Here is a 24,167-nt window from a genome sequence, read left to right as displayed (position 1 = left end):
CGGTATGCCGTGACGCGGCGGGTCGGGAGGGCGGCGGCATACCCTCGGGGCGTGAGCGAACGCACGAGCATCTCCGCGACCGACCGGACCCACCTCTCCCGGGCCGTCGAGCTGGCCGAGGCCGCGCTCGACGCCGGTGACGAGCCGTTCGGCTCGCTGCTCGTCTCGGCCGGCGGCGAGGTGCTGCTCGAGGACCACAACCACGTGTCGGGGGGCGACCACACCCAGCACCCGGAGCTCGCGATCGCCCGCTGGGCCGCGCAGCACCTCTCGCCGCAGGAGCGCGCCGCGAGCACCGTCTACACCTCCGGCGAGCACTGCCCGATGTGTGCCGCGGCGCACGGCTGGGTGGGCCTGGGCCGCATCGTCTACGCCTCCTCCACCGAGCAGCTCTCCGTCTGGTCGGCCGAGCTGGGCGTGCCGCCGGGGGCCGTCGCGCCGCTGCCGATCACCGCCCTCGTGCCCGGCGCCGTGGTCGCCGGGCCGGACCCGGAGCTGGCGGAGCAAGTGCGCGCGCTGCACGCGCGCAAGGCCGCCTCCTGAGCCGTATCCCGTGACCCGCACCCGCGGTCTGCGCTGCTGACCGTGGAAGTGCGGCCCCGGCGACGATTCGCCGGTCGGGCGCGGGAGGTCTCAGACCCGGCGTCCGTCGTGCAGCTCGACGACCTGGTCGGCGCGCTCCATGAGCACCGGGTCGTGGGTGGACACCACGGAGGCGATGCCGCGCTCGTGGGTGAGGCGCACCAGCAGGTCCATGACCATGGCGCCGGTCTCGGAGTCCAGCTGCCCGGTCGGCTCGTCGGCGACGAGGATGTCCGGCTCGCCGACGAGGGCCCGCGCGATGCCGACCCGCTGCTGCTGGCCGCCGGACAGCTCGTAGGGCCGTTGCCGGCTGTGCCGGGCCAGCCCGACGAGCTCCAGCGCCTCCTCGACCCGACGGGCCCGCTCGCCCACCGCGGTCCGCTGGAGCCGCAGCGGGACCTCGACGTTCTCGGCCGCCGACAGCACCGGCACCAGCCCGAAGCTCTGGAAGACGTAGCCGATGCGCTCCCGCCGGACCGCCAGGACCTCCTTCTCGGGAAGCTCGGAGAGCACCCGCCCGTCGTCGAGGAGCACCTGACCGGCGTCCGGCCGGTCGAGCCCGCCCAGCAGGTTGAGCAGGGTCGTCTTGCCCGAGCCCGACGGACCGCGCACCACGGTGAGACGCCCGGGGGACACCTCCAGGTCGACCCCGGCGACGGCGTGCACCTGGGTGGCGCCGCTGCCGAAGGTCCGGTGCAGCCCGGCCCCGACCAGCACCGCGCGCGGCCCCTCGACCTCCTCGTCCGTCCGGTATGCCGTCGGCTCACTCATCGTCGTCCTCCTGCGGCTGGGGCGCGCGCCCGGTGCGGGGCGCCGGCGTCGCACCACCGTCGTCCGGCGGTCGCGACCCCGGCCCCGTCCGGTGCTCCTCGTCGTCGGGCCAGACCTGCACGTGGGTGCTCTCGTGCTCCAGCCGCACCCGGTCCCGCAGGCCGAGCCCCTCGACGTGCGCCTTCGGCAGCTGGATCCGCCCGGCCCGGTCGATGACGGTGTACTCCCGGGCGACCTGCCGCTGATCCCCGGACTCGTCGGTCACGACATACCGGAGCACCTCGGTCGAGGTGCGGCCGTCGCGGATCGCGACCGTGCGGCGCACGTGGTCGGAGACGGTGGGGTCGTGGGTGACCACGAGCACGGTGGTGCCGAGGCTGCCGGCGGCCTCGCGCATGACCTCGAGCACCTGGGCGGAGGCGGCGTCGTCGAGCTCGCCGGTCGGCTCGTCGGCGAGGAGCACCGCGGGGGAGTTCGCGAGGGCGGTGGCGATCGCGACCCGCTGCTGCTGCCCGCCGGACAGCTCGGTCGGGCGACGGTCGGCGCAGTCGTCCAGGTCGAGCAGCCTGAGCAGCTCCGCCACCCGTCGGGCCCGTTCCCGCCGGCCGGAGATGACCATGGGGAGGGCGACGTTCTCGGCCGCGGTGAGGAAGGGCAGCAGGTTGCGGGAGGTCTGCTGCCAGACGAACCCGACGGTGTGCCGCTGGTAGTCGACCCGTTGCGCGCGGCCCATCGACAGCAGGTCCACCCCCGCCACCCGGGCGCGGCCCCCGGTCGGCCGGTCCAGCCCGGACAGGATGCCGAGCAGGGTCGACTTCCCCGACCCGCTGGCCCCGACCAGCGCGACGACGTCACCGGGGTCGACGACGAGGTTGAGCCCCTGCAGGGCCTGCACCTCCACGCCCTCGGTGGAGTAGATCCGCACCAGGTCCTCGCACCAGATGTCCGGGCCCTGGTGCTCGCGCACCGTCCCGAGGGTGGCGTGGTCGTCCACGGTCGCGGGCCCGGCCTGGTCGTCCACGGTCGCGGGCCCGGCCTGGTCGTCCACGGTCTGCTCCTGGTGGCTCTGAGGGGTCGTGCTCATCGGTCCTCCCCGACGCGCAGCGCCTGCGCGAGGTTGGTGCGCCCGGCGAGCCAGGCGCTGGTGGTGACGGCGGTCAGGACGGTCAGGACCACCGCGCCCAGCACGGCGGCCAGCAGCGGCAGGTCCAGGTGGAGGGCGGGCTGGGTGGTCCCACCGGTGAGGCCCGTGAGGTCGAGGCCACGCAGGAGGACCCGGGGCACGGTGAGCCCCAGCACCGTCCCGACGACGAGGGAGGTCGCCAGCAGCGGGGCCAGCTCCCAGGCCGTCAGCGCCCGCGTCTGGCCAGGTGCCAGCCCGAGGGTGCGCAGGGTCGCGAGCAGGCGGGTCCGGGCGCCCGAGCCCATGAGCTGCACCACGACAACGGCCAGGACGGTGAGCAGCGCGGAGACCGCGGTCGCCCCGACGAAGAGCTGGCGCAGCCCGGTCGTCACCGGCGCCTCGGTGAAGGTCTCCAGCCGGGACGAGACCGTCGTCACCACGCCACCGGTTCCGACGAGCTCGGACACGGCGTCGGCGACCGCCGCCGGGTCGGCGCCGTCCTCGACCCCGATGAGCGTGGTGGACACGCTGGGCAGGGTCCTCCCGGCCGCCACCCACCGGTCCCCGTCGACGAGCACGCCGGCACCGGTGACCCGGATGCCGGGGACCTCGTCCAGGTGGCCGAGCACCTCGACCTGCCCGAGGCCCGCGACGGCGACGTCGCCCGCCCCCTCGGGCACCGCCTCGCCGGCAGAGCGCAGCGTCATGACCGGGGGTATGCCGTCGTCGGACCAGAACGCGGCCGGCGGGCCGTCGAGGAGGTCGGAGGAGGCATACACCTGCTCCACCTGCGGCTCCGCCACCCAGACGCGCACCGCGGTGCGTTCCCCGTCGACGACCAGGTCCTGGGTCGCTCCGCTGTCGGCGACGCCGCCGACCGCGCCGACCCCGGGGACGGCCTCGATCTCGGCGCGCAGCTCGTCGGTGAGGACCGGCCCGGTGAGCCGGACGGGGGCGCCGTTGTCCTGCCACGCCGCGACCTGCGCGCCGCGGGTCACGGTCGACAGCAGCACCGCGCTGACCAGCGCAACGGCGGTGCCGAGGACGACGGCCAGGGTCGGGACCAGGCCACCGGCCGGGTCGCGCAGGGCGCGGGCCGACCCCAGGAACGGGGTGAGCGAGGGCCGTCCGCGCAGCACCCTCGTCAGTGCGGCCAGGGGGAGGGGGTAGAGGCGCAGGGTGAGCGCGCAGGCGGCCAGGGCGAGCAGCACGGGGGTGGCCGCGGCGAGCACGTCGATGCCGGTCGCGGCCGCGTCGTCCCCGCGGGCCCCGCGGCCCAGGAGCCGCCAGGTCGCGACCCCGGCCAGCACGACGACGGCGACCTCCACCACCCAGCGCCACCGGCTGCGGCTGCGGCCGGCGAGGTCCTGGCGCCGGGTCAGCAGCGAGGCGTCGTCGACCGAGGCGGCCAGCGCCAGCGACGGGACGAGGGCGACCGCCCCCGAGACCGCCCACTGCCACCAGGGGGTCGGGCCGGGCACGAGCAGCATCGCGGCGGCGTGGCCGAGCGCGGCGGCCGGCACCCCCAGCAGCAGGCCCTCGGCGGCGATCAGGCGGCGCAGCTGGGCGGGGGAGGCGCCGCGCGCGAGCGTCATCGCCAGGCTCTGCTGCCGACGCTGCACGACGAGCCGGGCCCCCAGCGCGGCGACGGCGAGCGCCACCCCGAGCGGACCGGCCGTCACCACCGCCAGCATCGAGCTCGTCGCCCGCTGCTGGCCGGCGATCCGGTCGAGCGTCTCGGTGAGGTCGGTGGTGAAGAGCGGGATCTGGGCGGCCCGCGCGTCGCCCATCTGCTCGGCGGTGGCGAGCGTGTGCTGGGCGGCGAGGAAGCCGTTGACCTGGGCGGTCAGCGCCTCGACCTGGCCGGTGGTGCCGGTGATCGCGGAGGGGTCCACGGGGTACCAGACCCGCATCGAGACGCTGGCCGGCTGACCGGTGCTCCCGCGGTTCTCCGGGGACAGGAAACCGGTGAGGAAGGCCGCCTCGCCCTGGTTGGGGTCGTAGAGCGTGCCCATGACCGCGGCGTTGTCGACGTGCTGCCACCGCGGGTCGTCCGGGTCGCGGGGGACGTAGGTGCCGCTGACGACGAGGTCGGTCTGCGGCACCGTGTCGCCCACCTCCAGGTGCAGCTCCTGCGCCGTCTCCTCGAGGAGCACGATCGGCACCTCCGGGGCGTCCTCGGGCTCGGGCTCCTCGGGCCCTTCCTGCGCAGGTCGGTCCGCCGACCCGCCGGCGCCCACCAGGGGCGAGGGCCCGACGACCAGCTCGGGCCAGTCACCCTCGACGAGCTCGACGTGCTCGCGCAGGTCTGGGTCGACGGCGAGGCTCAGGGTCGCGGCGTAGTAGCCGGACTCGATGTCGGGGGTGAAGGGGACCTCCGACTGCAACCGGGCCAGGAGCTGCGCCGGGCCGAGCACGTCACGCAGCGGTGCGGGCTGCTCGCTGCGGACCCGCTCGGCGCCCTCGACGAGGGGGGCCCAGCCGTCAGCGTCGGGGTCGCCGGTGAGGTCCTCGGCGCTCCCGTAGTACACGCTGCGCTGCCAGTCGCCGCGCAGGTCGCGCTGCGCCGCGGACAGGGCGCCGACCTCCTGGTCGAGCTGGCGGCCCTGCACGTCGACGAGACCGCGCGGCGCGGCCGTGAGCAGCAGCGCCACGAGGCCGACGAGGAGGGCCAGGCCGACCGACACCCACGGGTCGGCGGCGAACTGGCGCCGGGCCAGCCGGGTCGGCCCCGGAGCACGAGGTATGCCGTGACGCGGGCTCACCGGATCTCCTCCCGGTAGCCACGGTCCAGGGCCTGCGCGCGGACCCGCCGCGCGACCAGGACGCTCAGCAGTCCGGCCGTCGCCAGGGTGAGGGCGAGCAGCACCGCCCAGGGCAGCGCCTCCAGCCGCAGCGCCGCCGGGAGCCGGAGCCGGCCGGGGGCCGTGGTCGACGAGGCCAGCTCCGGCACCACCGCCCCGCCCACCAGCCAGCCCGCGGCCAGGCCGAAGACCGCCGCGACCAGCACCACCCCGGCCAGCTCGAGGGCGCGCGAGCGTGCCTGCGCGGCGGGCGGCATACCCAGCGCGCGGAGCACCGCGACCTCCGGGCGGCGCGCGGCCAGCAGGGTGGCCGCCACGGCCGCGACGCCGGTCAGAGCCAGCAGGACCGCCCCGGCCGAGGCGACCCAGAAGACCAGCCGGGCTGCGCTCGTCGCGTCCGTCACCGAGAGCGTGCCCGGCCCGGTGACGGCGCGCAGGTCCTCGCGGGCGGTGAGGGCCGCGACGGCGGACGGCGCTCCCGCCGCGGGGGTGGCCCACACCTCGTCCGGCCAGGTGAGGCTGTGCTGCTGCTCGGCGAGGACCCGGGAGGCGACCCGCGAGTCCGCGAGGGCTGCGGTCTCTCCCTGCTGCCCGGGGAGCGCGGCCACGACCTGGGTCACCATGGCCGGCACGGTGGTGCCGACGAGGCGCAGGGTGACCGGGTCGCCGACCGTCAGGGCGGCGGCGGCAGCGGTCTGCCGGGTCAGGGCGACGGGGACGGTCGCGCCCGGTGGCTCCTCAGCCGCGGCGCCCCCTGAGCCCAGGCCGACCACCGGGCCGCCACGGTAGGTCACGCCGGGCGCCACGCCGATCTCGAGCGGCTCCTGCCGCAGGTCCGGGACCTGCAGGTGCCAGGTGGTGGCCGTGGTGTCCACCCAGGGCGGGACGTCGACCTCGTTGCTCGACTCGTCCCCGGAGACGCGGGGCAGCCCCACCCCGGCATAGCGCTGGTCCACCTCGATCACCGTCTCGAAGGACGGGTCCTCGACCGCTGCGGCCTCCTCCAGCAGCGGCGCCGCCTGGTCACGGTCCATCGCGGCCGTGCTGCCCCACCCGTCCGTCCCCGTGAGCAGCTCCTCACCCCCGGCGGTCAGTCCGAGGTCGAGGTCCAGGGTGGTCGAGCTGTAGCCGGAGAAGAGGTCGGGCGGCACGTCCTCCGCCGTGCCCGGCGTGCTGACCGTCACCGACCGGACCCGGTGCTCGCGCCCCTCGGGCAGGTCGAAGCGCAGGTCCGCGGTCGTCCGGGCGGGGGAGGAGGTCCAGCCGCCCAGCGCCTGCCGGTCGTAGTCCAGCCGGGGTCCCTCGGCCCGGACCGCCTCGGAGGTGACCGGCGAGGTCAGGCCGGTGGCGACATCCTCGACCAGCAGGGTCACCCGGAGCTCGACCGGCGCGGCGGCCGCGGCCACCTCGCTGTCCAGCGACTGCCGGACCGCGTCCGGGGAGTCGTCGAGGGCGTAGACGAACGAGCCCCCGGACGTCTCGGTCTGCGCCGGGTCCCACCCGACCGCGGCCAGCTCGGTGACGAGGCGCTCCTGGGCGTCCGGGAGCTGCTCGAGCCGGGCCAGCTCCCACGGGTCGGTGCCACGCTCGACGACGAGCTCGGCGGTGATGGCGTCGGCACCCTCGGGGACGGTGACGGCCGAGTCCGGGAGCGGCTCCCCGTCGGCGTCCACCGCCCGGTCCAGGCTGGCGGGCACCAGGCCGCCCGGTATGCCCTGGGGCACGTTCGCGACCTCGCCGAGCCCGCCGGCGCCGGTGCCGGTGGGGGCCAGCGTCAGCGGCACGTCGACGTCCCCGACGCGGGCGTCCGGGTCGGACCAGACGAGGGCGGCCGCGTCGACCTCCGGCAGCGCGGCGAGGTCCGGGGGAGGTTCGGGCACGAGACCGGGCTCGACCGTGGCGGGCGGGCGGACGAGGTCGGCCCGCAGGGGTGCGCCCTCCCGCACGGCCGCGAGGTCGTCGCGCAGCTGGGCGCTGGTGCCGGAGAAGAGCGCCGCCAGCGTCGTCGAGCCGGCGGCGAGGACGACGAGGACGACGGGCACGGCATACACCTGCAGGCGGCGGCTGACCTGCGCGGCGGCGAGGTGCTGCGGCGCGGCGCGGGTGGGACCGGTGGCCAGCTCGAGCAGCCGGCTGAGCGGGCCCAGCAGGGCCGTGGCGAGGACGGCGGCGGCCGCCAGCAGCAGGGCCGGCGCGGCGGCGGCGACGAGGTCGGTGCCGAGGGTGCCGTCCTCGGCCCGGGTCACCGGGGAGCCCGCGCGGCGCAGCTGCCACCAGCTGACCGCGGCCGCCCCCAGGACGAGGACCACGGCGGCGAGGGTCGTCGCGGCCCGGGCCCGACCCGACCGGTCGGCCACCGCCGCCCCGCCGGAGAGGCGGCGTGCCTGGAGCACGGCCACGACCCAGAGAGCCAGGGTGATGCCGGCCAGGGTCAGCAGGGCGGTGACGACGAGCCGCCCCAGCAGCCCCTCGCCGCCCGGCACGGCCTGCATCACCGCCCAGGCGATGAGGGTGCCGAGCACGGCGCCGAGCATCGCGACGAGCACCGACTCGAGGAGACCGGTCAGCAGGACCTGCCGGCGGGATGCCCCGCGCGCGACGAGCAGCTGCGCCTGCGGCTCCCGGGTGGCGGCCAGCAGCCGGGCCAGCTGGGTGACCGCGAGCCCGGTGACGAGGACGAGCACCGACAGCGGGACGACCCCCAGGGCCCGGGCGGTGGCCAGGTTGGTCGAGGCCTGGCCGGCGGTCGGGGCGAGGTCGCCCTCGACCTGCACCCCCCGGACCGCCACCCCGTCGGCGTCCCGCAGGTCCGAGCGCAGGCTCGCGGCGCCGGTCGCGAGCACCCCGAGGTCCTCGGGGGTGATGAGGTCGACGTCGGGCCGGACCGGCCAGCGCACGAAGGGCGACCCCAGCTGCTGCGCCAGCGCCTCGTCCACCACGAGCGGACCCAGGACGGCCCCGTCGTCGGTCGCCCCGGCGCGGACCAGCTCGTCGCCGAACCAGAAGGCGTCGGCGGGGTCGACCGGCTGCCACAGCGCGGTGACCTCGACGGCGCGGTCGTCGACGACCACGGTGTCGCCGACCGATACGCCCAGGGCCCGCGCGGCCCCGACGTGCAGGGCCCCCGGCGCCGGGGCGTCCACGCCGTCCCCCGCCCCGGCCCCGGTGGTGGGCGGCCAGGTCCCCTCCAGGACGGTGACCAGGTCGCCGGGTGCCTCACCGAGCGTCAGCTCCGGGCCGCCGACGAGCACGAGCTCGCGCGCCGCGTCCGCCCCGTCGACGCCGACCGGCCGCGGCTCGGTGACGACGAGCCGGCCGATGCTCACCGGGGCGGGCGCGAAGGCGCCGGTGATCGTGCGCCTCGCCTGCTCGTCCTGGCGCCGCGGGTCCTCGGCCAGCCGGGTCTGCACCTGCACCCCGGTCTGCGTCGACTCGCCCTCGGTCAGCGCGCCGCGGGCGGCGGTGCTGGCCGCGGCCGCCGAGTAGCCGACCGTCCCGGCGATGATCGCCGTCGTGACGGTCACGAGCGCCAGCAGCGTGAGCAGCAGCCCCCGGGAGGACCGTGCCCGCGCCCTTGCGAAGCTCGCCCACGTCATACCGGGAACCCTAGGCAGCCCGTCGTGCGCCCACCCCACCCGGCCCGCCCGCGGTGACCAGATCGAGGTGCCGACGCCATGGTGTCCCAACGCGCGGGGCCCCGGCGGAGGTTGGGTCGTGCCCGCGGCTCGGCGACGTGGCCCGGGCTGCTCACCCAACCCCGGGGGGCGGCCCGCGCGTTCCAGGAGAGGATGAGCGCAGGAGGCGGAGAGGAGGCGGTATGCCGGGACGCGCCGGCGACGACTACGTCGCCTTCGTCACCGCCCGCCAGGGCTCGCTGCTGCGCGCGGCCTACCTCGTCTGCGGCGACGAGCACCTGGCCCACGACCTCCTCCAGGACGCCCTGGTCAAGCTGGCCAGCCGGTGGGAGCGGCTGCGGGACGAGGCGCCCGAGGCCTACGTGCGCCAGATCCTCTACCGCGACGCCGTGTCGCGCTGGCGTCGCACCCGGCGCGAGCACCTCGTGGACCACCAGGACCCCGGCGGCGAGCTCGCGCGGCTGCGCACGAGCGAGCCGGTCGAGGGCTGGGTCGAGGGGGCGGCGGTGCGCCAGGCGCTGGCGCTCCTGCCGCCGCGGCAGCGCGCGGTCGTCGTGCTGCGCTACTACGAGGACCTGTCCGAGGTGGACATCGCCACGACGCTGGGCATCTCGCGCGGCACCGTCAAGAGCCAGGCCAGCGATGCCATGAGGACGCTGCGCTCGCTGCTGCCCGACCTGGACGGCTGGGTGCCGCGGGTCGTGCGCGACCAGGAGAGGGGGAGCGCGTGAGGAGCCAGGACCTGCCGCGCCTGCTGCACCTGGCGGGCGAGGACGTGCTCGAGCCGGACCTCGCCCGGTCCACCTGGGAGCGGGGGCGGCGGTCCCGCCGTCGTCGGCTGGCGCTCCGGGGGACCGGCGCCCTGGGTGTCCTCGCCCTGGCGGTGTCGGCGTTCAGCCTCTCCTGGTCGGAGCCGGGGCCGCTGCCGGCCGGACCTGCTGCGAACGGGGGCGGCGGGCCGGTGGGCGCGGAGGCCATCGAGCTGCCGCTGACCTCGGGGGCGGCCCTCCCGGGTGAGCAGGCCGGGTCGGTCTGGCGGGTGCTCTACACGGCATGCCTGGAGGACCTCGGCTACGAGGTGAGCATGGTGCCCGGTGACGGTGGCGGCGGGCTCGCCGCCACCCGGCAGGGCGTCCAGGCCGGCGAGCGCGACCGCGACCTCCAGCGCTGCCGGACCCGGCTGGCTCTGGACTCCCCGGTCACCGCCGCCCCCGCTGAGGCGGTGCGCGAGACCCCGCCCCAGGACGGGCGGAGGCTCCCGGTCGAGAGCGCCGGGTCGGGCCTGGACCAGCCGAGCCGGCTGCAGCTGACCGCCCGCTACCATGAGTACCTCGTCGCCGACGCCTGCCTGCGGGACGTCGGGCTGCCGACGTCCGACCCGCCGCCGGCCGAGGACTTCATCGAGGCGCTGGTCCGGGAACAGCTGCCGCCCTGGCACCCTCACCTCGAGGCCGCCGAGCAGGGGCAGTACGCGCAGGCGCGCACCGCCTGCCCGCTCGCGCGCTAGGAGCAGGCGCGCCGCCGGGCACCTGCGTCCTGGCGAGCCCGAGGAGGTCGGTCGCGTGCACGCTGCAGTGCTGCTCGATCTCGGCGCGCACCGGCACCGAAGATCCTCGACCCGATGGCCGTTCGTGACCTGCGAGTGGCAGGAGGTGCGTGAGAGCTCACCGTCCGCCATCGTCCTCGTCGGTGTCTGACGTCGACGAGGACTCGGGCGGGCGGGACCGGTCGAGCGCCTCCTGAACCACACGGGTTGCGACCTCCTTGGGGAGCACCTGGTGCCCGCTGGTCAAGGCGGAGATGACCAGATCGGCCTGTGTCCTGCGGTACAGCTCGTGGTCCCGGACCGCGGTGACGAGTCCGAGCTGGTCCTGGAAGGACCGGTCGAGCTCGTTGGTCACGATGCTGAACGAGGGGATGTGCCCCTCGTGGCGGAACCTCTCCCAGACGTCCACGCGCTCTGGGTGAGCCGCACGGAGCTCGGCGACGGAACCGTGGAGGACGTGCTCCTCGACCTTCCTGACGGCTCCCGGGAACCAGCGCTGAAAGTCGATCTGGGGCACCTCCGCGACGGCATGGGACCGCGTCACGGCTGCCGCGCACAGCGCCCCGAACCCCCCGAGGGAGGAGCCGTAGTAGACGACGCGGTGCAAGGGGATCCCTCGCCGCTCCGCCTCGGCGCCGACCGTCTCGGCGATGGCGTGAATGGTGTCGTGCTGCGCATCGAGATACCACGCGCCGTCCGGAACGGGAGTGCCGCGGAGCGCGGGGTCGGCCACGGACAACACATGACTGTTGGGCCATGATTCTGCCCATGACCAGCGGTGGAAGGCGGGGAACCGTCGGTCCTCACGGCCCGGGACCAGTGCATTGGACATGAGCACGACCATTCCGTCGGCCTGGTCGTTCATCGACAGGTAGTCGATGTCGAGGCCACTGCTCGTCGACCTCGTCGTATACGGCAGGTGGGGTGGCGTCGTCACCGCCGCATGATAGCCATCATGTCCCTCTGGACCCGGCCCAGCGACGGCACTGCCTCGCTCCACTGTCGGCGATACCCGCTCGGGGACGAGCCCCGTCGCACCCTCGGCGGATGTCCCGGATACGTCCGGTCCATGCCCCGAGCGCCACAGGTGATCGCCTACTGGTCGCGCTCGTCCACGATGCGCCGTGCCTTGCCGACCGAGCGCTCGACCCCGCCCTCGGCGAGCACGACGACCTGGGCGCTCGTGCCGATCCGGTCCTTCACCTGTCGGGCGAGCTCGCCCGCGAGCCGGTCGCGGGCGTCGGCGCCGAGGCCGGCCTCACCCTCGACGTTGATGGTCAGCTGGTCCATGCGTCCGGGCCGGGAGAGGACGCACTGGAAGTGCGGCGTCAGCCCGGGCAGGCCGAGCACCAGCTCCTCGATCTGGGTGGGGAAGACGTTGACCCCCCGGACGATCATGAGGTCGTCGCTGCGGCCGGTGATCTTGGCGAGCCGCCGCATACCGGGCCGGGCGGTGCCGGGGAGCAGGCGGGTGAGGTCGCGCGTGCGGTAGCGCAGCACCGGCATGGCCTCGCGGGTCATCGCCGTGAGGACCAGCTCGCCCTCCTCGCCGTCCGGCACCGGCTCGTCGGTCAGCGGGTCGACGATCTCGGGGTAGAAGTGGTCCTCCCACAAGGTCAGCCCGTCCTTGGTCTCGACGCACTCCTGCGCCACGCCCGGCCCCATCATCTCGGACAGGCCGAAGATGTCGGTCGCGTGCATGCCGCAGCGCTGCTCGATCTCGGCGCGCATCGCCTCGGTCCACGGCTCGGCCCCGAAGACGCCGACCTGGAGCGAGGTGCTCGCCGGGTCGGTGCCGCGCTCGGTCATCGCGTCGACCAGGGCGAGGAAGTAGGACGGCGTGACCATGATGACGCGAGGACCGAAGTCCTCGATGAGCTGCAGCTGCTTCTCGGTCTGCCCGCCGCTCATCGGGACGACCGTGCAGCCCAGCCGCTCCGCACCGTAGTGGGCGCCCAGACCGCCGGTGAACAGGCCGTAGCCGTAGGCGACGTGGACCAGGTCGCCGGGGCGGGTGCCGGCGGCGCGCAGCGAGCGGGCGACGAGACCGGCCCAGGTGTCGATGTCGCCCTGCGTGTAGCCGACCACGGTCGGACGGCCGGTCGTGCCGGAGCTGGCGTGCACGCGGACGCACCGCTCGCGGGGCACCGCGAACATCCCGAACGGGTAGTTCTCCCGCAGGTCGGCCTTGGTGGTGAAGGGCAGCAGGCGCACGTCCTCGAGGCTGCGGATGTCGTCGGGGTGCACGCCGCGCTCGTCGAGCCGGCGACGGTAGTGCCCGACGCCCTCGTAGGCGCGCCGCACCCCCTCCTGCAGCCGCTGCAGCTGGGTGCTGCGCAGCTGGTCGACCGACCAGGTCTCCGCCTCGTCGTGGAGGTCGGGTCGGGGCTCGATCTCGGGCAGCTGCTGCGACGCCATGACGGCAGGGTATGCCGTCACCCGGCCGCGCGGAGATGCCGCCCGAGCCGGGGTGTCCGCCACGACGTCACCGCGCGGGCCCAGGTGAGCGGCGGGTAGGCGAGGCGCACCGGGTCGAGGAGGCGGAACGCGCGGTAGGCCCACGCCACCGGGTGCGGCATGAGGCGCCGGCGGTGGCCACCTAGTGCTCGGTCCACCGCGGACCGATGACCGAGACGGCCAGGAGGACGAACACCGTCGCGGCGCACAGCTCGCCCAGGCCGAGGGAGGGCAGGCTTCGGCGCACCACCTGTCGCCGCTGCCGCCCGAGCGGCGCCGCCGCCGTCATCCCCGGTGCACCTCGGTCACGAGGACGGGCGCACCGTGCGGGAGTGCCCGCGGAACTCGGCGACGACGACGTCGTCGGTGGCACGGCATACCGTGACGTCCGTGATGCCGTTGCGGCCGTAGGTCACGCGCTCGCGTGCCGTGGCGACCAGCACGTCGCCGAGGTGGGAGGGGAGGAGATAGGTGATGTCGCAGCTGGCGGCGACCGTCGTGCGGCCGGTCGCGTTGCAGGCCAGGGCGAAGGTCGAGTCGGCGAGGGTGAAGACGTAGCCGCCGTGGGCGATGTCGTGGCCGTTGACCATGGTGTCGCTGATGGTCATCCGGGTGCGGGCACGGCCCAGGCGCCGACCGGGTCCCGTGGTCTCCACGTCGAGGTCGAGCAGCTCGATGCCGAGGGCCGCCGAGGCCCGGTCCTGCTCCCACATGCGCCGGACGTGGGCGAGGTCGGGGGCGGTCACGAGGGACCGCCCGGTCCCAGGAGGGTCGCGGGGCTCACAGCGCCTCGCTCGGTCGGTAGCGGCCGCCGGGGTAGAGCTCGTCGAGCTCGACGAGCTGGGCGCGCACCGTCTCCGCGCCGATCTGCTCGAGCCAGCCGAAGGGGCCGCGGGGGTAGTTGGTGCCGAGGGTCATGGCGGTGTCGACGTCCTCGGCGGTGGCCTCGCCGCGGTGGACGAGGTCGACGCCCTCGTTGACGAGCATGGCCAGGGTCCGGGCGACCGGGTCGGTGCGCAGCGGCCCGCCGACGAGCTCGGACGCGCGCCGCTCGTCGGGCTCGGCGTCGACCGCCGCGCCGTCGGCATACGTGAAGACGCCCTGCCCGCTCTTGCGTCCCAGCCGGCCCTCGCGCACCAGCCGGCGCTGCCAGTCGGTCGGCTCGTAGCGCGGGTCCTCGCCGGTCTGCCGCCAGACGGACTCGCCGACGGCGAGGTTGACGTCCTGGCCGATGAGGTCGGTGAGCTCGAACGGGCCCATGCGGAAGCCGGCGTCCCGCAGCGCCAGGTCGAGGGTGGCCGGGTCGGCGACGCCCTCCTCCACCATGCGCTGCGCCTCGCCGTAGAACGGGCGGGCGACCCGGTTGACGATGAAGCCGGGGGTGGAGGTGCAGCGCACCGGCACCTTGCCCCACCGACGCATCAGCTCGGACGCGGCGTCGAGGACCGCCGTGTCGGAGGCGCGCGCGGTGATGACCTCGACCAGCCGCATCAGGGGCGGCGGGTTGAAGAAGTGCAGGCCGATGACCCGTCCGGGATGGGCCATCGCGGGTGACCAGCCCCCGTGCATCGCGGCGTCGTGGCCCGTGGTGGCCCCTCCGACGAGGTCGTCGATGGACAGCGAGGAGGTGTTGCTGGCGAGCACGGTCCGCGGCCCCTGGGCGCGCTCCAGCTGCCGGAAGATCACGCGCTTGACGTCGAGGTGCTCCACGACCGCCTCGACGACGAGGCGGACGGCCGGCACCGTCGTCATGTCCGCCGTGGTGAGCGGGGTGATCCGGGACAGGGTGGCCCCGGCCTCCTCCTCGGTGACCTTGCCCTTGTCGGCCAGCCGCCGGAACGTCCGGCGCAGCTGCTCCACCGCGGCGTCCGCCGCGCCCGGCTGGGCGTCGATGAGGACCACCGGGTGCCCCGCCTGGGCCGCGACCTGCGCGATGCCGGCGCCCATCGCCCCTGCGCCGACGACCGCGACCGGGACCTCGTCGGGCGGGTCGAGCAGCGGGTGCGGGCCGTGGGTCTGGAACGAGTCGTCGTCGGTCACGCGCCCATGGTGCCAGCCCTGCCGGATCGCCGGCGCGTGGTGTTGACTCTCACACGGTGTCAGGCTCTGGAGTGGGGTTGTCATGTTGAGTATCGGAGAGTTCGCCCGTCTGGCCGGGGTCTCGGTGCGGATGCTGCGCCACTACGACCGGCTCGGGCTGCTGCGTCCGCAGCGGGTCGACGGGTTCACCGGCTACCGCTCGTACGCCGCCGCCCAGCTCGCCCGCGCCAACCAGCTCGTCGGCCTCAAGGAGCTCGGGTTCACCCTCGAGCAGGTCGGGGTGCTGCTGGACGGGGAGCTGAGCGAGGCCGAGGTGGTCGCCCTGATGCGCGCCCGCCGCGACGAGCTCCGCGGGCAGATGGCGGCCGACGAGCACCGGCTCGCGGCCGTCGAGGCGAGGCTCCGGTCGATCGAGAAGGAGAACCCCATGTCCGACTACGTCGAGACGTCGCTGCCCGGGCTCAGCCTCGTGCAGCTGTCCGTGCACATCGAGGAGATGGCGCAGATCGAGGAGGAGATCAGCGGCATGTTCCAGCAGGTCAACGCTGCGGTCGGGGCGCTGCCGCGCAGCGGTCCCGGCGTCGCCACTTACACGCTGGACGGCGACGGCATGATCGCCGCCGCCGCCGAGCAGATCGGTGACGCGCCGACGCCCGAGGGGCTGGAGGCCGCGACGGTCCCGCCCGCCCCGAGGGCGCTCACCGTGCGCTACACCGGCCGGGACCTCTCCGGCATCCAGCAGGCGTGGCAGGGCCTCGTCGCCGAGATCGAGGCGCGTGGCCTGACGCCGACCGGCACGTGCCGGGAGGTGTACGACGTCACGCCCTTCGACGGCGCCGGCGCCGGGTGGTCGGTGGACCTGCAGCAGCCCGTCGCCTGACAACTGCACTTCTGGACATAGGAATCTGGGACCCAGTCCCCAGATTCCTATGTCCAGAACGGCGTGGTCCCCGCCCTGTGGACAACTCCGTCGGAGCCCGGCCGACACCGGGATGCTGAGGGTATGGACGTCGAGCCGGTCCCGCCGCACCTGGACCGCCAGCAGTACGGCCGACTCGCCCGCGCCGAGCGGAGGGCGCGGTCGCGGGCGAGGCTCGACTGGCGGCAGCGGGTCGCCGTCGAGCTGGCCGACCAGCACGGCGGGGTGGCTCGCCGGAGAGACCTGCTGCGGGCGGGACTGACGACGGATGACATCCGCGCCGAGATCGAGCGCGGGGTGTGGCACCGCGGCGGTAGTCACACCGTGGTGGTGCACGGCACCGTCCCGGAGGGGGAAGGAGTGCTGTGGCGTGCCCTCTGGGAGTCCACCTCGTCGTCTGTCCTGGACGGTGCCAGCTCCCTGGTCGTCGCCGGGCTGGAGCACTTCACACCCTCGGCGGTCGACGTGAGCGTGCCCAACAACGTCGTCGCCCGCGACATCGACGGGGTGCGCCTCCACCGCGTGCGGGACGTCGGTCCGGCCATCCGGACCGGGTTGCGGCGCACCCGGCCGGAGGTCGCGGTCCTCCGAGCGGCCGAGTGGGCCGCCTCCGACCGTCAGGCCGCCACGATCATCGCGATGACCGTGCAGCAAAACCTCGTCAGCCCGCCCGCCGTCCTGGAGCGGTGGCGCGGTGTCGTGGCCTCCTCCCGGCGTGAGCTCCTGGAGGCGGTGATCAACGATGTCTGCGACGGGGTCCACTCCCTCAACGAGCTGGACTTCGCCGCGCTCTGCCGAGCCCGGGGTCTCCCCGAGCCCACCCGGCAGGCGGTGCGGCGCGGACCCCGCGGGCGTGTCTACCTCGACGTCCTCTGGGAGGACCTCGGGCTGCACGTCGAGATCCACGGCGCGCACCACATGCAGGGGCTGACCGGCATCGACGACGCCCTGCGCGGCAACGACATACAGCTCGGCGACCCGGGCCTGGTGACCCTGGTCGTCCCCGTGCTGGGCCTGCGTCTGCAGCCGGACGCCTTCCTGGACCAGGTCGAGCGCGCCATCCGCGGTGCCCGGCGCAGGCGGGCCGGCTGACGAGCACTTCTGGACAAAGATTTCTGGGACCCGCTCCCCAGATTCCTATGTCCACTTCTGCGAGGGGCGGTGATTGCGCGACCGCCGAAGGCCGCGGTTACGCTGAGGATCATGGCTGAGACCGCGACGACGTCGTCCACACACCCCCTGCTGGACACCCACCGCGAGACCCTGGAGGCCGCGGCCCGGGCGCTGCGGGAGCGCAGCTACTTCAGCCGCTACCCCGAGTCGCCCAGCCCCCGGGTGTACGGCGAGGGCGCGCCGGAACGCGGTCAGCTCGCCCACCAGGAGGCGCTCAACACCGACTTCGCGGGCCTCGCCGGCCAGCCCACCACCGGCACCAGCGTGGGCTCGGAGAAGAGCCCCTACGGCCCGACGCTGGGCGTGCGCTACCCCGAGCTGGACGTCGACGCGGCCATGGAGGCGGCCCGGTCCGCCATGCCGGCCTGGCGCGACGCGGGGCCCCGGGTCCGCGCCGCCGTGCTCACCGAGGTCATCGAGCGGATCAACGCGCGCTCGCACGAGATGGCGCACGCCGTCATGCACACCTCCGGGCAGCCCTTCGTCATGTCCTTCCAGGCCGGCGGCCCGCACGCGCAGGACCGGGCGCTCGAGGCGGTGGTCGTGGCGCTGGAGGAGCAGGAGCGCGTCCCCGCCTCCGTGACCTGGGAGAAGCCGGCCAAGGGCGACCCGATCCGTATGCAGAAGGACTACCGGGTGGTGCCCCGCGGCGTGGCCCTCGTCATCGGCTGCAACACCTTCCCCACGTGGAACGCCTACCCGGGCATCTTCGCCTCCCTCGCCACCGGCAACCCGGTCGTCGTCAAGCCGCACCCCCAGGCGGTCCTCCCGCTGGCGATCACCGTGCAGGTCGCCCGCGAGGTGCTCGCCGAGGCGGGCTTCGACGCGGCGCTGGTCCAGCTGGCCGCCGAGGACGACGGCGGCACCCTCGCCAAGGACCTGGCGCTGCACCCGGCGGTGAAGATCATCGACTACACCGGGGGCCCGGGGTTCGGCCACTGGCTGGAGACCGAGGCGGCCGGCGCCGGCAAGCTCGTCTACACCGAGAAGGCCGGGCTCAACACCGTCGTCGTCGACTCCACCGACGACCTGCGGGGCATGCTCGGCAACCTCGCCTTCTCCTTCTCCCTCTACTCCGGCCAGATGTGCACCGCCCCGCAGAACGTCTACGTGCCGCCGACGGTACGCACCGACGAGGGCGAGCTCAGCGCCGCGGAGTTCGCCGACCGGCTGGGCGAGGCCATCAGCCGGTTCACCGGTGACGACGCCAAGGCTGTCGAGATCCTCGGGGCGACGGTCAACGACGAGGTCCGCGGCCGGGCCACCGACATCCCCGCCCTCGCCGGGCAGCTCGGGGGCGACGTCGTCCTCGACTCCCGCCCCGTGACCCACCCGAGCTACCCCGACGCCGTCGTCCGCACCCCCGCCCTCATCGGGGTCGACGCCGGCAACGAGGCGGCCTACACCAGAGAGTGCTTCGGGCCGGTCGCCTTCGTCGTGCGCACCACGGACACGGATGACTCGCTGCACCGCTTCGCGCAGACGGTGGCCGAGCACGGCGGCATGACCGCGGCGGTCTACTCCACCGACGAGCAGGTGCTCGACGACGCGCGCGAGGCCGCCGCGGACGCCGGGGTGGCGCTCTCGGAGAACCTCACCGGTCAGATCTTCGTCAACCAGACGGCCGCGTTCTCCGACTTCCACGGGACCGGCGCCAACCCGGCGGCCAACGCCGCCTACTCGGACGCCGCCTTCGTGTCCAACCGCTTCCGCGTCATCACCAGCCGGCGCCACGTCTGAGGCCTGAGGGTATGCCGACCGCCGAGCGCCCCTCCCCGTCACCGACCGGCGACGGGGCCGCGGGGGCGGGTCGCCTCTCCCCGGACGGCCGGGCGCCCGCCGAGGTGGAGCCCGCCGCGGTCCGCCTGCGCGCCGTCACCGACGGGGTGGTCATGCTGGCCGGGCTCTCCGGGCTGCGGGACCGGGACCCCGACGAGGCCGTCCTCGCGCTGCTGGCCCTGGTGGAGCAGGCCTTCACCGCCGGGCGGCACCGGGTGGAGGCGGAGGTCCGCGCCGACGACGTCGAGACCCGGCGCACCCTGCAGCGCGCCGGCCTGCGCCCGGAGGGCGTGAGCCGGGGACGGGGCACGAACGACCGGGGGGTGCCGGTGGACCTGCTGCGCCTGGCCCGTCTCGTCGACGACCCTGCGCCCGGCGAGCCGGGCGCCTTCCTCGGCATGCTCAACGCCACGCTCCCGCGCAAGCGGCTCATCGCGCAGGGCCTGGTCCGGGACGACCAGGGCCGGGTGCTGCTCTGCGAGCTGACCTACAAGACCGACTGGGACCTGCCCGGAGGGGTCGTCGACCCGCACGAGTCGCCCCGGCAGACCATCCAGCGCGAGGTGAGGGAGGAGCTCGGGGTCGACCTGCGCGTCGGCGACCTGCTCACCGTCAACTGGCTGCCGCCGTACCGGCAGTGGGACGACGCGCTGCTGCTCGTGCACGACCTGGGCACGCACCCCGACCTCGCCGAACGGGCGTCGCTGCAGCGCAGCGAGCTGCGCGCGGTCCACTGGGTGCGGCCCGAGGACGTCGACCAGCACGTCGCGCCCTACGTCGCGCGGCACCTGCGCTCGGTGCTCGCCGACGGCCCCGGCGAGCTGGAGGACGGGCTGCCGGTCTGAGGGGTGCGGTCGCGGTCGGCGGCTGGCAGGATGCGCGCATGACCACCGCCGCGCGTCCCGTGCCGACCGCCCGCACCACCACCGCCGTCCGGGAGGCGGGCGACGCCGGCGCGCCCACCCTGGTGCTCATCCACGGCAACGTCTCCTCCTCCGCCTTCTGCGACCGGCTCATCGAGGACCTCGCGGCCGACCACCACGTCCTCGCCCCCGACGTCCGGGGCTACGGCGACTCCGCCCGGGCGACCATCGACGCCACCCGCGGTGTCGCCGACCTCTCCGACGACGTCGCGGCCCTGCTCGACACCCTGGGCATCGAGGGCGCCGTCGACGTGCTCGGCTGGTCCGCCGGCGGCAACGTCGCGTTGCAGCTGGCGATCGACCACCCGCACCGGGTGCGCCGCGTCGTGCTCGAGGCACCCGGCAGCCCGTTCGGCTTCGGCGGCAGCACCGGGCTCGACGGCCGCCCGGTCGCCGAGGACTTCGCCGGCAGCGGCGGCGGCACCGCCAACCCGGCCTTCTGCGAGGCGTTGAAGGCGGGGGACCGCGGCGAGGAGCCGACGAGCCCGCGGACGACGCTGCGCACGTTCTACGTCGCGCCCGGGTTCACCTTCGCGCCGGAGGTGGAGGAGGCATACCTCGACGCGATGCTGCAGACCTGCGTCGGCGACGACGTCTACCCCGGCGACACGACGACCAGCGAGAACTGGCCCGGCGTGGGCCCCGGCACGACGGGGATGAACAACGCGCTGTCCCCGAAGTACCTCGACCAGTCCGGCTTCGCCGACCTCGACACCGCCCCGCCGGTGCTGTGGATCCGCGGCGACGCCGACCAGATCGTCTCCGACACCTCGATGTTCGACCTCGCCCAGCTGGGGAAGCTGGGCGCGGTGCCCGGCTACCCGGGGGAGGACATCTGCCCGACGCAGCCGATGGTGAGCCAGGTGCGCGCGGTGCTCGAGCGGGCGGGCGCGTGCACCGAGGTGGTCTACGAGGACTGCGGGCACAGCCCCCACCTGGAGCACCCGGAGCGCTTCGCGCGGGACGTCCGGGCGTTCCTGCAGGGCTGACCTGCAGTTCTGGACATCGGTTTCTGGGACCCGTCGCCCAGAAACCTATGTCCAGAACGGGCGGGCGAGGGGGGCGAGGGTGCCCGGGGGGTATGCCGTCCGCTAGGCGGGCAGGGGCGTCGCCAGCGCGGCGTCCAGGGCGATGGTGACCATGTCGGCGAAGGTCTGCTCGCGCTCCTGGGCGCTCGTCTCCTCGCCGGTGACGATGTGGTCGGAGACGGTGCAGACGGCCAGCGCCTGCCGGCCGTGCTGCGCGGCGAGGGTGTAGATCTCGGCGGCCTCCATCTCGACCGCGACGACGCCGTACTCCACGACCTTCTGGGTCAGCTCGGGGCGGGAGTGGTAGAAGCTGTCCGAGGAGAAGACGGTCCCGACCAGGTGCGGCGCGCCGGCCTCCTCGGCCGCCTCCACCGCGGCCCGCAGCAGCCCGAAGTGGGCCGTCGCGGGGTAGTGGTAGCCCCCGAAGCGCAGGCTGTTCATCGAGCTGTCCGTGGCCGCGGCCTGCGCCAGCACGACGTCGCGCACCGCGAGCCGCTCGGTGAGCGCCCCGCAGGAGCCCACCCGGACGAGCTGCTGCACGTCGTACTCGCTGATCAGCTCGTTGACGTAGATCGACGCGGACGGCTGCCCCATACCGGTGCCCTGGACCGAGACGCGCTCGCCCCGGTAGGTGCCGGTGAAGCCGAGCATGCCGCGCACCTCGGAGTAGCAGGCGGCGTCGTCGAGGAAGTTCTCGGCGATCCACCGGGCCCGCAGCGGGTCACCGGGCAGGAGGACACGGGGGGCGATCTGGCCGGGCTCGGCGGCGATGTGGGTGCTCACCCGCCTCAGGGTAGGCGCTCGCGGTGCGCGCGTCCCACCCCCGCTCGGCCCGGTCACCCGCCACCGGGCGGTTCGGCTTCTCATCGTTCTCTCCTCCGGGCATGGTGGGGTCGGTCCCGCCGGAAGGAGGAGGTATGCCGAAGCCGACGGCCCGTGACCGGGTGCGCCGCGCCTCGTCCTCGCTGCCGGGGGCGGTGCGGGTGCGAGGCGCCGCGGCCCGGGTCCGGGGGGCCGCGGGCCGTGCGCGCGGAGCCTGGCTGAGGACCCGGGAGCGACGCGCGGCCTGGCGCGCCGACCCGCACGTCGTCGCCCTGGACCTCGTCCGGCAGGTCGAGCGCGTCGCGCCCGACCTGCCCCGACGACACCTGCCCCGCACCTTCGTCGCGGACGGCCGGGCGCTGCTGCCGGCCCCGGCCCCGGAGCTGGTGCACAGCCTGCTCCCCGGGTCACCGGCTCCGGTGACCGGGGCGGAGCGCCTGGCCGCACCGGTGGCGGCGGACGCCGTGGTGCTGGCGAAGTTCGCCCTGCTGGGCGGGGTGAAGCTGCGGGCGGCCTACGCCTCCCGCCGGCTGACCCTGGCGGTCGACGGGTCGGGGGACCTCGTCCGGCAGGGCCGCATCCGCGCCTCCCACCGGGTGGTGGGGGCCAGCGACCCCGACCTCATCCCCCCGCTCGTCGCCCACGGGGTGCTGCCGGACGGCGCCTGCTGGCTGGTCGAGGGGTGGGTCGACGGCGCCCCGCTGGCCACCGGCGTCTCGCTGGCGACCGCGGCGGCCGAGCTGCTGGAACGGCTGCGTCAGGTGCACGTCGCCCACGGCGTCGAGCAGCTGCGGCTGGTCGACTGGTGGGACGCCCCGCGGCGGGCGCGGTGGCAGGAGACGGTGGGGACCGGCATCGTGCCGCCCCCGGTGGCCGACGCCGTGGAGGGACTCCTGGCGGCCGGCGGCACGGTCGCCACGTCGTGGTGCCACGGCGACCTCGTCGCCTCCAACGTGCTGCGCACCCCCGAGGGTCTGGTGCTCGTGGACTGGGAGCGCGCGGGGGTCGCCCCGGTCATGCTCGACGCCGCCCGGCTGCACCTGTTCTCCGGCGATCCCGGACGCACCCTCGGCGACGTCCGTGACCGCTGGGCCTGGCCCCTGGCTCCCGGCGAGCTGGGGCACGCCCAGCAGCTGGCGCTCGCGCACGCCTTCCAGCTCAGCGCCTACGCCCTGCGGCGCGCGGGGCTCGAGGGGCACCCGCGCAGCGCGGTCTACGAGCGTCAGGCCGGACGGTCCGTGCAGCGGTTGGCGCAGGTGCTCGACCTGCCGCTGTGAGGGTGCGCGGGTACCGTCGAGTCATGGGTGACCACCAGATCCGGGGCCGTGCGTTGCTGCTGCTCGCGGCGGTTCCGCTCGTGCTCGGGGGGTGTGCGGCCGGCTCGGGCGAGGACGCCCGGGCGGGTGACGTCGCGGCGGGGGGCGAGGCCGACGACGCAGGCCCGGCCCTGGACGTCGAGGTCGTCGCCGAGGGGCTCGCGCTGCCGTGGGACGTCCAGCTGCTGCCGGACGGCACCGCCCTGGTGACCGAGCGTAGCGGCCGCCTGCTGGCGCTGGAGGACGGGCAGGTGCGGGAGGTCGCGATCGACATCCCCAACCTCTTCGTGGGGTCCGAGTCCGGGCTCATGGGGATGGCGCTCGCACCGGACGGGGAGACGGCATACCTGTGCCACGCGACGCAGTCCGGCGGTCAGCCGCAGGACGTCCGGGTCACCCGGTGGACCCTCGACGAGGGGGCGACCAGCGCGGGCGCCGACGGCGTGGTGGTGGCCGGGATGCCGATCACCACCGGGCGCCACGGTGGCTGCCGGCTGCTGCTGGAGGACGACACGCTCTACGTCGGCACCGGGGACGCGGCCGACGAGGCCAACCCCCAGTCGCTGGACTCCCTCGGGGGCAAGGTGCTGGCGGTGACCCCGCAGGGTGAGCCGCTGGCGGACGCGCCTTTCGTCGACGGCGACCCGCGGATCCTCACCTACGGCCATCGCAACGTGCAGGGACTGGCGGCGCAGCCGGGCAGCGGGACGGTCTGGTCGGTGGAGCACGGCTCCTCGGTCGACGACGAGGTCAACGTGCTGGAGTCGGGCGCCAACTACGGCTGGGCGCCGGGCCCGGGCTACGACGAGTCGGTCCCGATGACCGACACCGAGCGCTTCCCCGACGCGGTCGAGGCGGCGTGGAGCAGCGGTGACCGGACGCACGCGACGAGCGGTGCGGCCTTCCTCGAGGGCGAGCGGTGGGGCGCCTGGGAGGGGGCGCTCGCCGTCGCCGAGCTCAAGGACTCCGGGGTCGGCGTGCTGCGGGTGGACGGCGAGCAGGTCGTCGGGGAGGACCGGATGGCCGAGCTCGAGGGCGACTACGGCCGGCTGCGCTCGCTGACCCTGGACGAGGACGGGGCGCTGTGGGTGACCACCTCGAACGGCGAGGGCGACGTCGTCCTCCGCGTCACCCCCCGGCCCGCACCGGACGCGCGCTAGGGCCGCACCGGACGCGCGGTCAGACCACACCGGACGCGCGGTCAGACCACACCGGACGCGCGGTCAGACCACACCGGACGCGCGGCCAG

20 protein-coding genes are annotated in these 24,167 nt (G+C 75.0%); 10 read left to right on the top strand and 10 right to left on the bottom strand.

The features are described from left to right. The first annotated feature begins 51 nt into the window (after positions 1 to 51). Positions 52 to 543, top strand: a complete 492-nt coding sequence (locus AVL62_RS13920) for a nucleoside deaminase (protein WP_058892241.1) — start codon at positions 52 to 54, stop codon at positions 541 to 543. Positions 544 to 633: 90 nt separating this feature from the next. On the opposite strand, the gene AVL62_RS13915 is transcribed toward AVL62_RS13920, so the two are convergent. From AVL62_RS13915 to AVL62_RS13900, 4 genes are read right to left on the bottom strand one after another with little or no spacing between them, the layout of a single operon-like run. Beyond that, positions 634 to 1,353 carry an ABC transporter ATP-binding protein gene (locus AVL62_RS13915; protein WP_058892240.1) on the bottom strand — a complete coding sequence of 240 codons (720 nt, stop codon included), beginning with the start codon at positions 1,351 to 1,353 and terminating at the stop codon, positions 634 to 636. Then, complete coding sequence (locus AVL62_RS13910; protein WP_083518968.1) at positions 1,346 to 2,437, bottom strand: ABC transporter ATP-binding protein; 1,092 nt, start codon at positions 2,435 to 2,437, stop codon at positions 1,346 to 1,348. Before AVL62_RS13910 ends, AVL62_RS13915 begins: the two co-directional genes overlap by 8 nt. Then, entirely contained in the window at positions 2,434 to 5,241 is a 2,808-nt protein-coding gene (locus AVL62_RS13905) for an FtsX-like permease family protein (protein ID WP_058892239.1), read from the bottom strand. Before AVL62_RS13905 ends, AVL62_RS13910 begins: the two co-directional genes overlap by 4 nt. Then, a complete protein-coding gene (locus tag AVL62_RS13900) occupies positions 5,238 to 8,876 on the bottom strand; it encodes an ABC transporter permease (protein ID WP_058892238.1) in 3,639 nt (1,212 codons plus the stop codon). The genes AVL62_RS13905 and AVL62_RS13900 overlap by 4 nt, the downstream gene beginning before the upstream one ends. 221 nt (positions 8,877 to 9,097) lie before the next feature. On the opposite strand from AVL62_RS13900, the gene AVL62_RS13895 reads away from it, so the two are divergent. Beyond that, complete coding sequence (locus AVL62_RS13895) at positions 9,098 to 9,646, top strand: SigE family RNA polymerase sigma factor (protein WP_058892237.1); 549 nt, start codon at positions 9,098 to 9,100, stop codon at positions 9,644 to 9,646. Beyond that, positions 9,643 to 10,422 carry a hypothetical protein gene (locus AVL62_RS13890; protein WP_058892236.1) on the top strand — a complete coding sequence of 260 codons (780 nt, stop codon included), beginning with the start codon at positions 9,643 to 9,645 and terminating at the stop codon, positions 10,420 to 10,422. The genes AVL62_RS13895 and AVL62_RS13890 overlap by 4 nt, the downstream gene beginning before the upstream one ends. Before the next feature lie 157 nt (positions 10,423 to 10,579). On the opposite strand, the gene AVL62_RS13885 is transcribed toward AVL62_RS13890, so the two are convergent. From AVL62_RS13885 to AVL62_RS13870, 5 genes are all read right to left on the bottom strand, one after another. Beyond that, positions 10,580 to 11,194: a hypothetical protein gene (locus tag AVL62_RS13885; protein ID WP_161937893.1), complete on the bottom strand. Its 615-nt coding sequence runs from the start codon at positions 11,192 to 11,194 to the stop codon at positions 10,580 to 10,582. Positions 11,195 to 11,556: 362 nt separating this feature from the next. Further along, entirely contained in the window at positions 11,557 to 12,879 is a 1,323-nt protein-coding gene (gene paaK / locus AVL62_RS13880) for a phenylacetate--CoA ligase PaaK (RefSeq protein WP_201023278.1), read from the bottom strand. Between the two features lie 181 nt (positions 12,880 to 13,060). Further along, complete coding sequence (locus tag AVL62_RS17360; RefSeq protein WP_161937892.1) at positions 13,061 to 13,207, bottom strand: hypothetical protein; 147 nt, start codon at positions 13,205 to 13,207, stop codon at positions 13,061 to 13,063. Positions 13,208 to 13,223: 16 nt separating this feature from the next. After that, complete coding sequence (gene paaI / locus AVL62_RS13875) at positions 13,224 to 13,664, bottom strand: hydroxyphenylacetyl-CoA thioesterase PaaI (protein WP_201023277.1); 441 nt, start codon at positions 13,662 to 13,664, stop codon at positions 13,224 to 13,226. A gap of 34 nt (positions 13,665 to 13,698) precedes the next feature. Then, positions 13,699 to 14,958, bottom strand: coding sequence for a 3-hydroxyacyl-CoA dehydrogenase NAD-binding domain-containing protein (locus tag AVL62_RS13870; protein ID WP_235585711.1), 1,260 nt, complete (start codon positions 14,956 to 14,958; stop codon positions 13,699 to 13,701). A gap of 82 nt (positions 14,959 to 15,040) precedes the next feature. On the opposite strand from AVL62_RS13870, the gene AVL62_RS13865 reads away from it, so the two are divergent. The 5 genes from AVL62_RS13865 to AVL62_RS13845 all read left to right on the top strand — a co-directional run bounded on the left by AVL62_RS13865 (position 15,041) and on the right by AVL62_RS13845 (position 20,741). Then, positions 15,041 to 15,838: a MerR family transcriptional regulator gene (locus AVL62_RS13865; protein ID WP_083518966.1), complete on the top strand. Its 798-nt coding sequence runs from the start codon at positions 15,041 to 15,043 to the stop codon at positions 15,836 to 15,838. 123 nt (positions 15,839 to 15,961) lie between these two features. Further along, entirely contained in the window at positions 15,962 to 16,969 is a 1,008-nt protein-coding gene (locus AVL62_RS13860) for a hypothetical protein (RefSeq protein WP_235585710.1), read from the top strand. Positions 16,970 to 17,080: 111 nt separating this feature from the next. Further along, complete coding sequence (paaN, locus tag AVL62_RS13855) at positions 17,081 to 18,790, top strand: phenylacetic acid degradation protein PaaN (protein ID WP_201023276.1); 1,710 nt, start codon at positions 17,081 to 17,083, stop codon at positions 18,788 to 18,790. An 11-nt stretch (positions 18,791 to 18,801) separates the two neighbouring features. Continuing rightward, complete coding sequence (locus tag AVL62_RS17935; protein WP_235585709.1) at positions 18,802 to 19,674, top strand: NUDIX hydrolase; 873 nt, start codon at positions 18,802 to 18,804, stop codon at positions 19,672 to 19,674. Positions 19,675 to 19,712: 38 nt separating this feature from the next. After that, positions 19,713 to 20,741 carry an alpha/beta fold hydrolase gene (locus AVL62_RS13845; RefSeq protein WP_058892233.1) on the top strand — a complete coding sequence of 343 codons (1,029 nt, stop codon included), beginning with the start codon at positions 19,713 to 19,715 and terminating at the stop codon, positions 20,739 to 20,741. Positions 20,742 to 20,843: 102 nt separating this feature from the next. Here the strand turns inward: AVL62_RS13845 and deoD are convergent, their stop codons facing one another. Next, on the bottom strand, positions 20,844 to 21,563 hold the full coding sequence (gene deoD, locus AVL62_RS13840) for a purine-nucleoside phosphorylase (protein WP_058892232.1): 720 nt from the start codon (positions 21,561 to 21,563) through the stop codon (positions 20,844 to 20,846). A gap of 134 nt (positions 21,564 to 21,697) precedes the next feature. Here deoD and AVL62_RS13835 point away from each other — a divergent pair, with 134 nt between their 5' ends. Continuing rightward, positions 21,698 to 22,879: a phosphotransferase gene (locus AVL62_RS13835; protein ID WP_058892231.1), complete on the top strand. Its 1,182-nt coding sequence runs from the start codon at positions 21,698 to 21,700 to the stop codon at positions 22,877 to 22,879. 23 nt (positions 22,880 to 22,902) lie between these two features. Next, a complete protein-coding gene (locus tag AVL62_RS13830) occupies positions 22,903 to 24,078 on the top strand; it encodes a PQQ-dependent sugar dehydrogenase (protein WP_058892230.1) in 1,176 nt (391 codons plus the stop codon). Positions 24,079 to 24,167: the final 89 nt, after the last annotated feature.

It is taken from the genome of Serinicoccus chungangensis (assembly GCF_001483745.1).
Taxonomy (GTDB): Bacteria; Actinomycetota; Actinomycetes; order Actinomycetales; family Dermatophilaceae; genus Ornithinicoccus; species Ornithinicoccus chungangensis_A.
Note: the sequence above shows the minus strand (reverse complement) of the source record. Positions and strands in the feature narration are given on the sequence as shown.

Bases quoted from the DNA above. Each gene is read 5' to 3' on its own strand.
- paaK (WP_201023278.1), bottom strand. From the start codon at position 12,879: ATGGCGTCGCAGCAGCTGCCCGAGATCGAGCCCCGACCCGACCTCCAC.
- AVL62_RS17360 (WP_161937892.1), bottom strand. From the start codon at position 13,207: ATGACGGCGGCGGCGCCGCTCGGGCGGCAGCGGCGACAGGTGGTGCGC.
- AVL62_RS13915 (WP_058892240.1), bottom strand. From the start codon at position 1,353: ATGAGTGAGCCGACGGCATACCGGACGGACGAGGAGGTCGAGGGGCCG.
- AVL62_RS13835 (WP_058892231.1), top strand. From the start codon at position 21,698: ATGCCGAAGCCGACGGCCCGTGACCGGGTGCGCCGCGCCTCGTCCTCG.
- AVL62_RS13910 (WP_083518968.1), bottom strand. From the start codon at position 2,437: ATGAGCACGACCCCTCAGAGCCACCAGGAGCAGACCGTGGACGACCAG.
- AVL62_RS13895 (WP_058892237.1), top strand. From the start codon at position 9,098: ATGCCGGGACGCGCCGGCGACGACTACGTCGCCTTCGTCACCGCCCGC.
- AVL62_RS13900 (WP_058892238.1), bottom strand. From the start codon at position 8,876: ATGACGTGGGCGAGCTTCGCAAGGGCGCGGGCACGGTCCTCCCGGGGG.
- AVL62_RS17935 (WP_235585709.1), top strand. From the start codon at position 18,802: ATGCCGACCGCCGAGCGCCCCTCCCCGTCACCGACCGGCGACGGGGCC.
- AVL62_RS13845 (WP_058892233.1), top strand. From the start codon at position 19,713: ATGACCACCGCCGCGCGTCCCGTGCCGACCGCCCGCACCACCACCGCC.
- AVL62_RS13860 (WP_235585710.1), top strand. From the start codon at position 15,962: ATGGACGTCGAGCCGGTCCCGCCGCACCTGGACCGCCAGCAGTACGGC.
- paaN (WP_201023276.1), top strand. From the start codon at position 17,081: ATGGCTGAGACCGCGACGACGTCGTCCACACACCCCCTGCTGGACACC.
- AVL62_RS13830 (WP_058892230.1), top strand. From the start codon at position 22,903: ATGGGTGACCACCAGATCCGGGGCCGTGCGTTGCTGCTGCTCGCGGCG.
- AVL62_RS13865 (WP_083518966.1), top strand. From the start codon at position 15,041: ATGTTGAGTATCGGAGAGTTCGCCCGTCTGGCCGGGGTCTCGGTGCGG.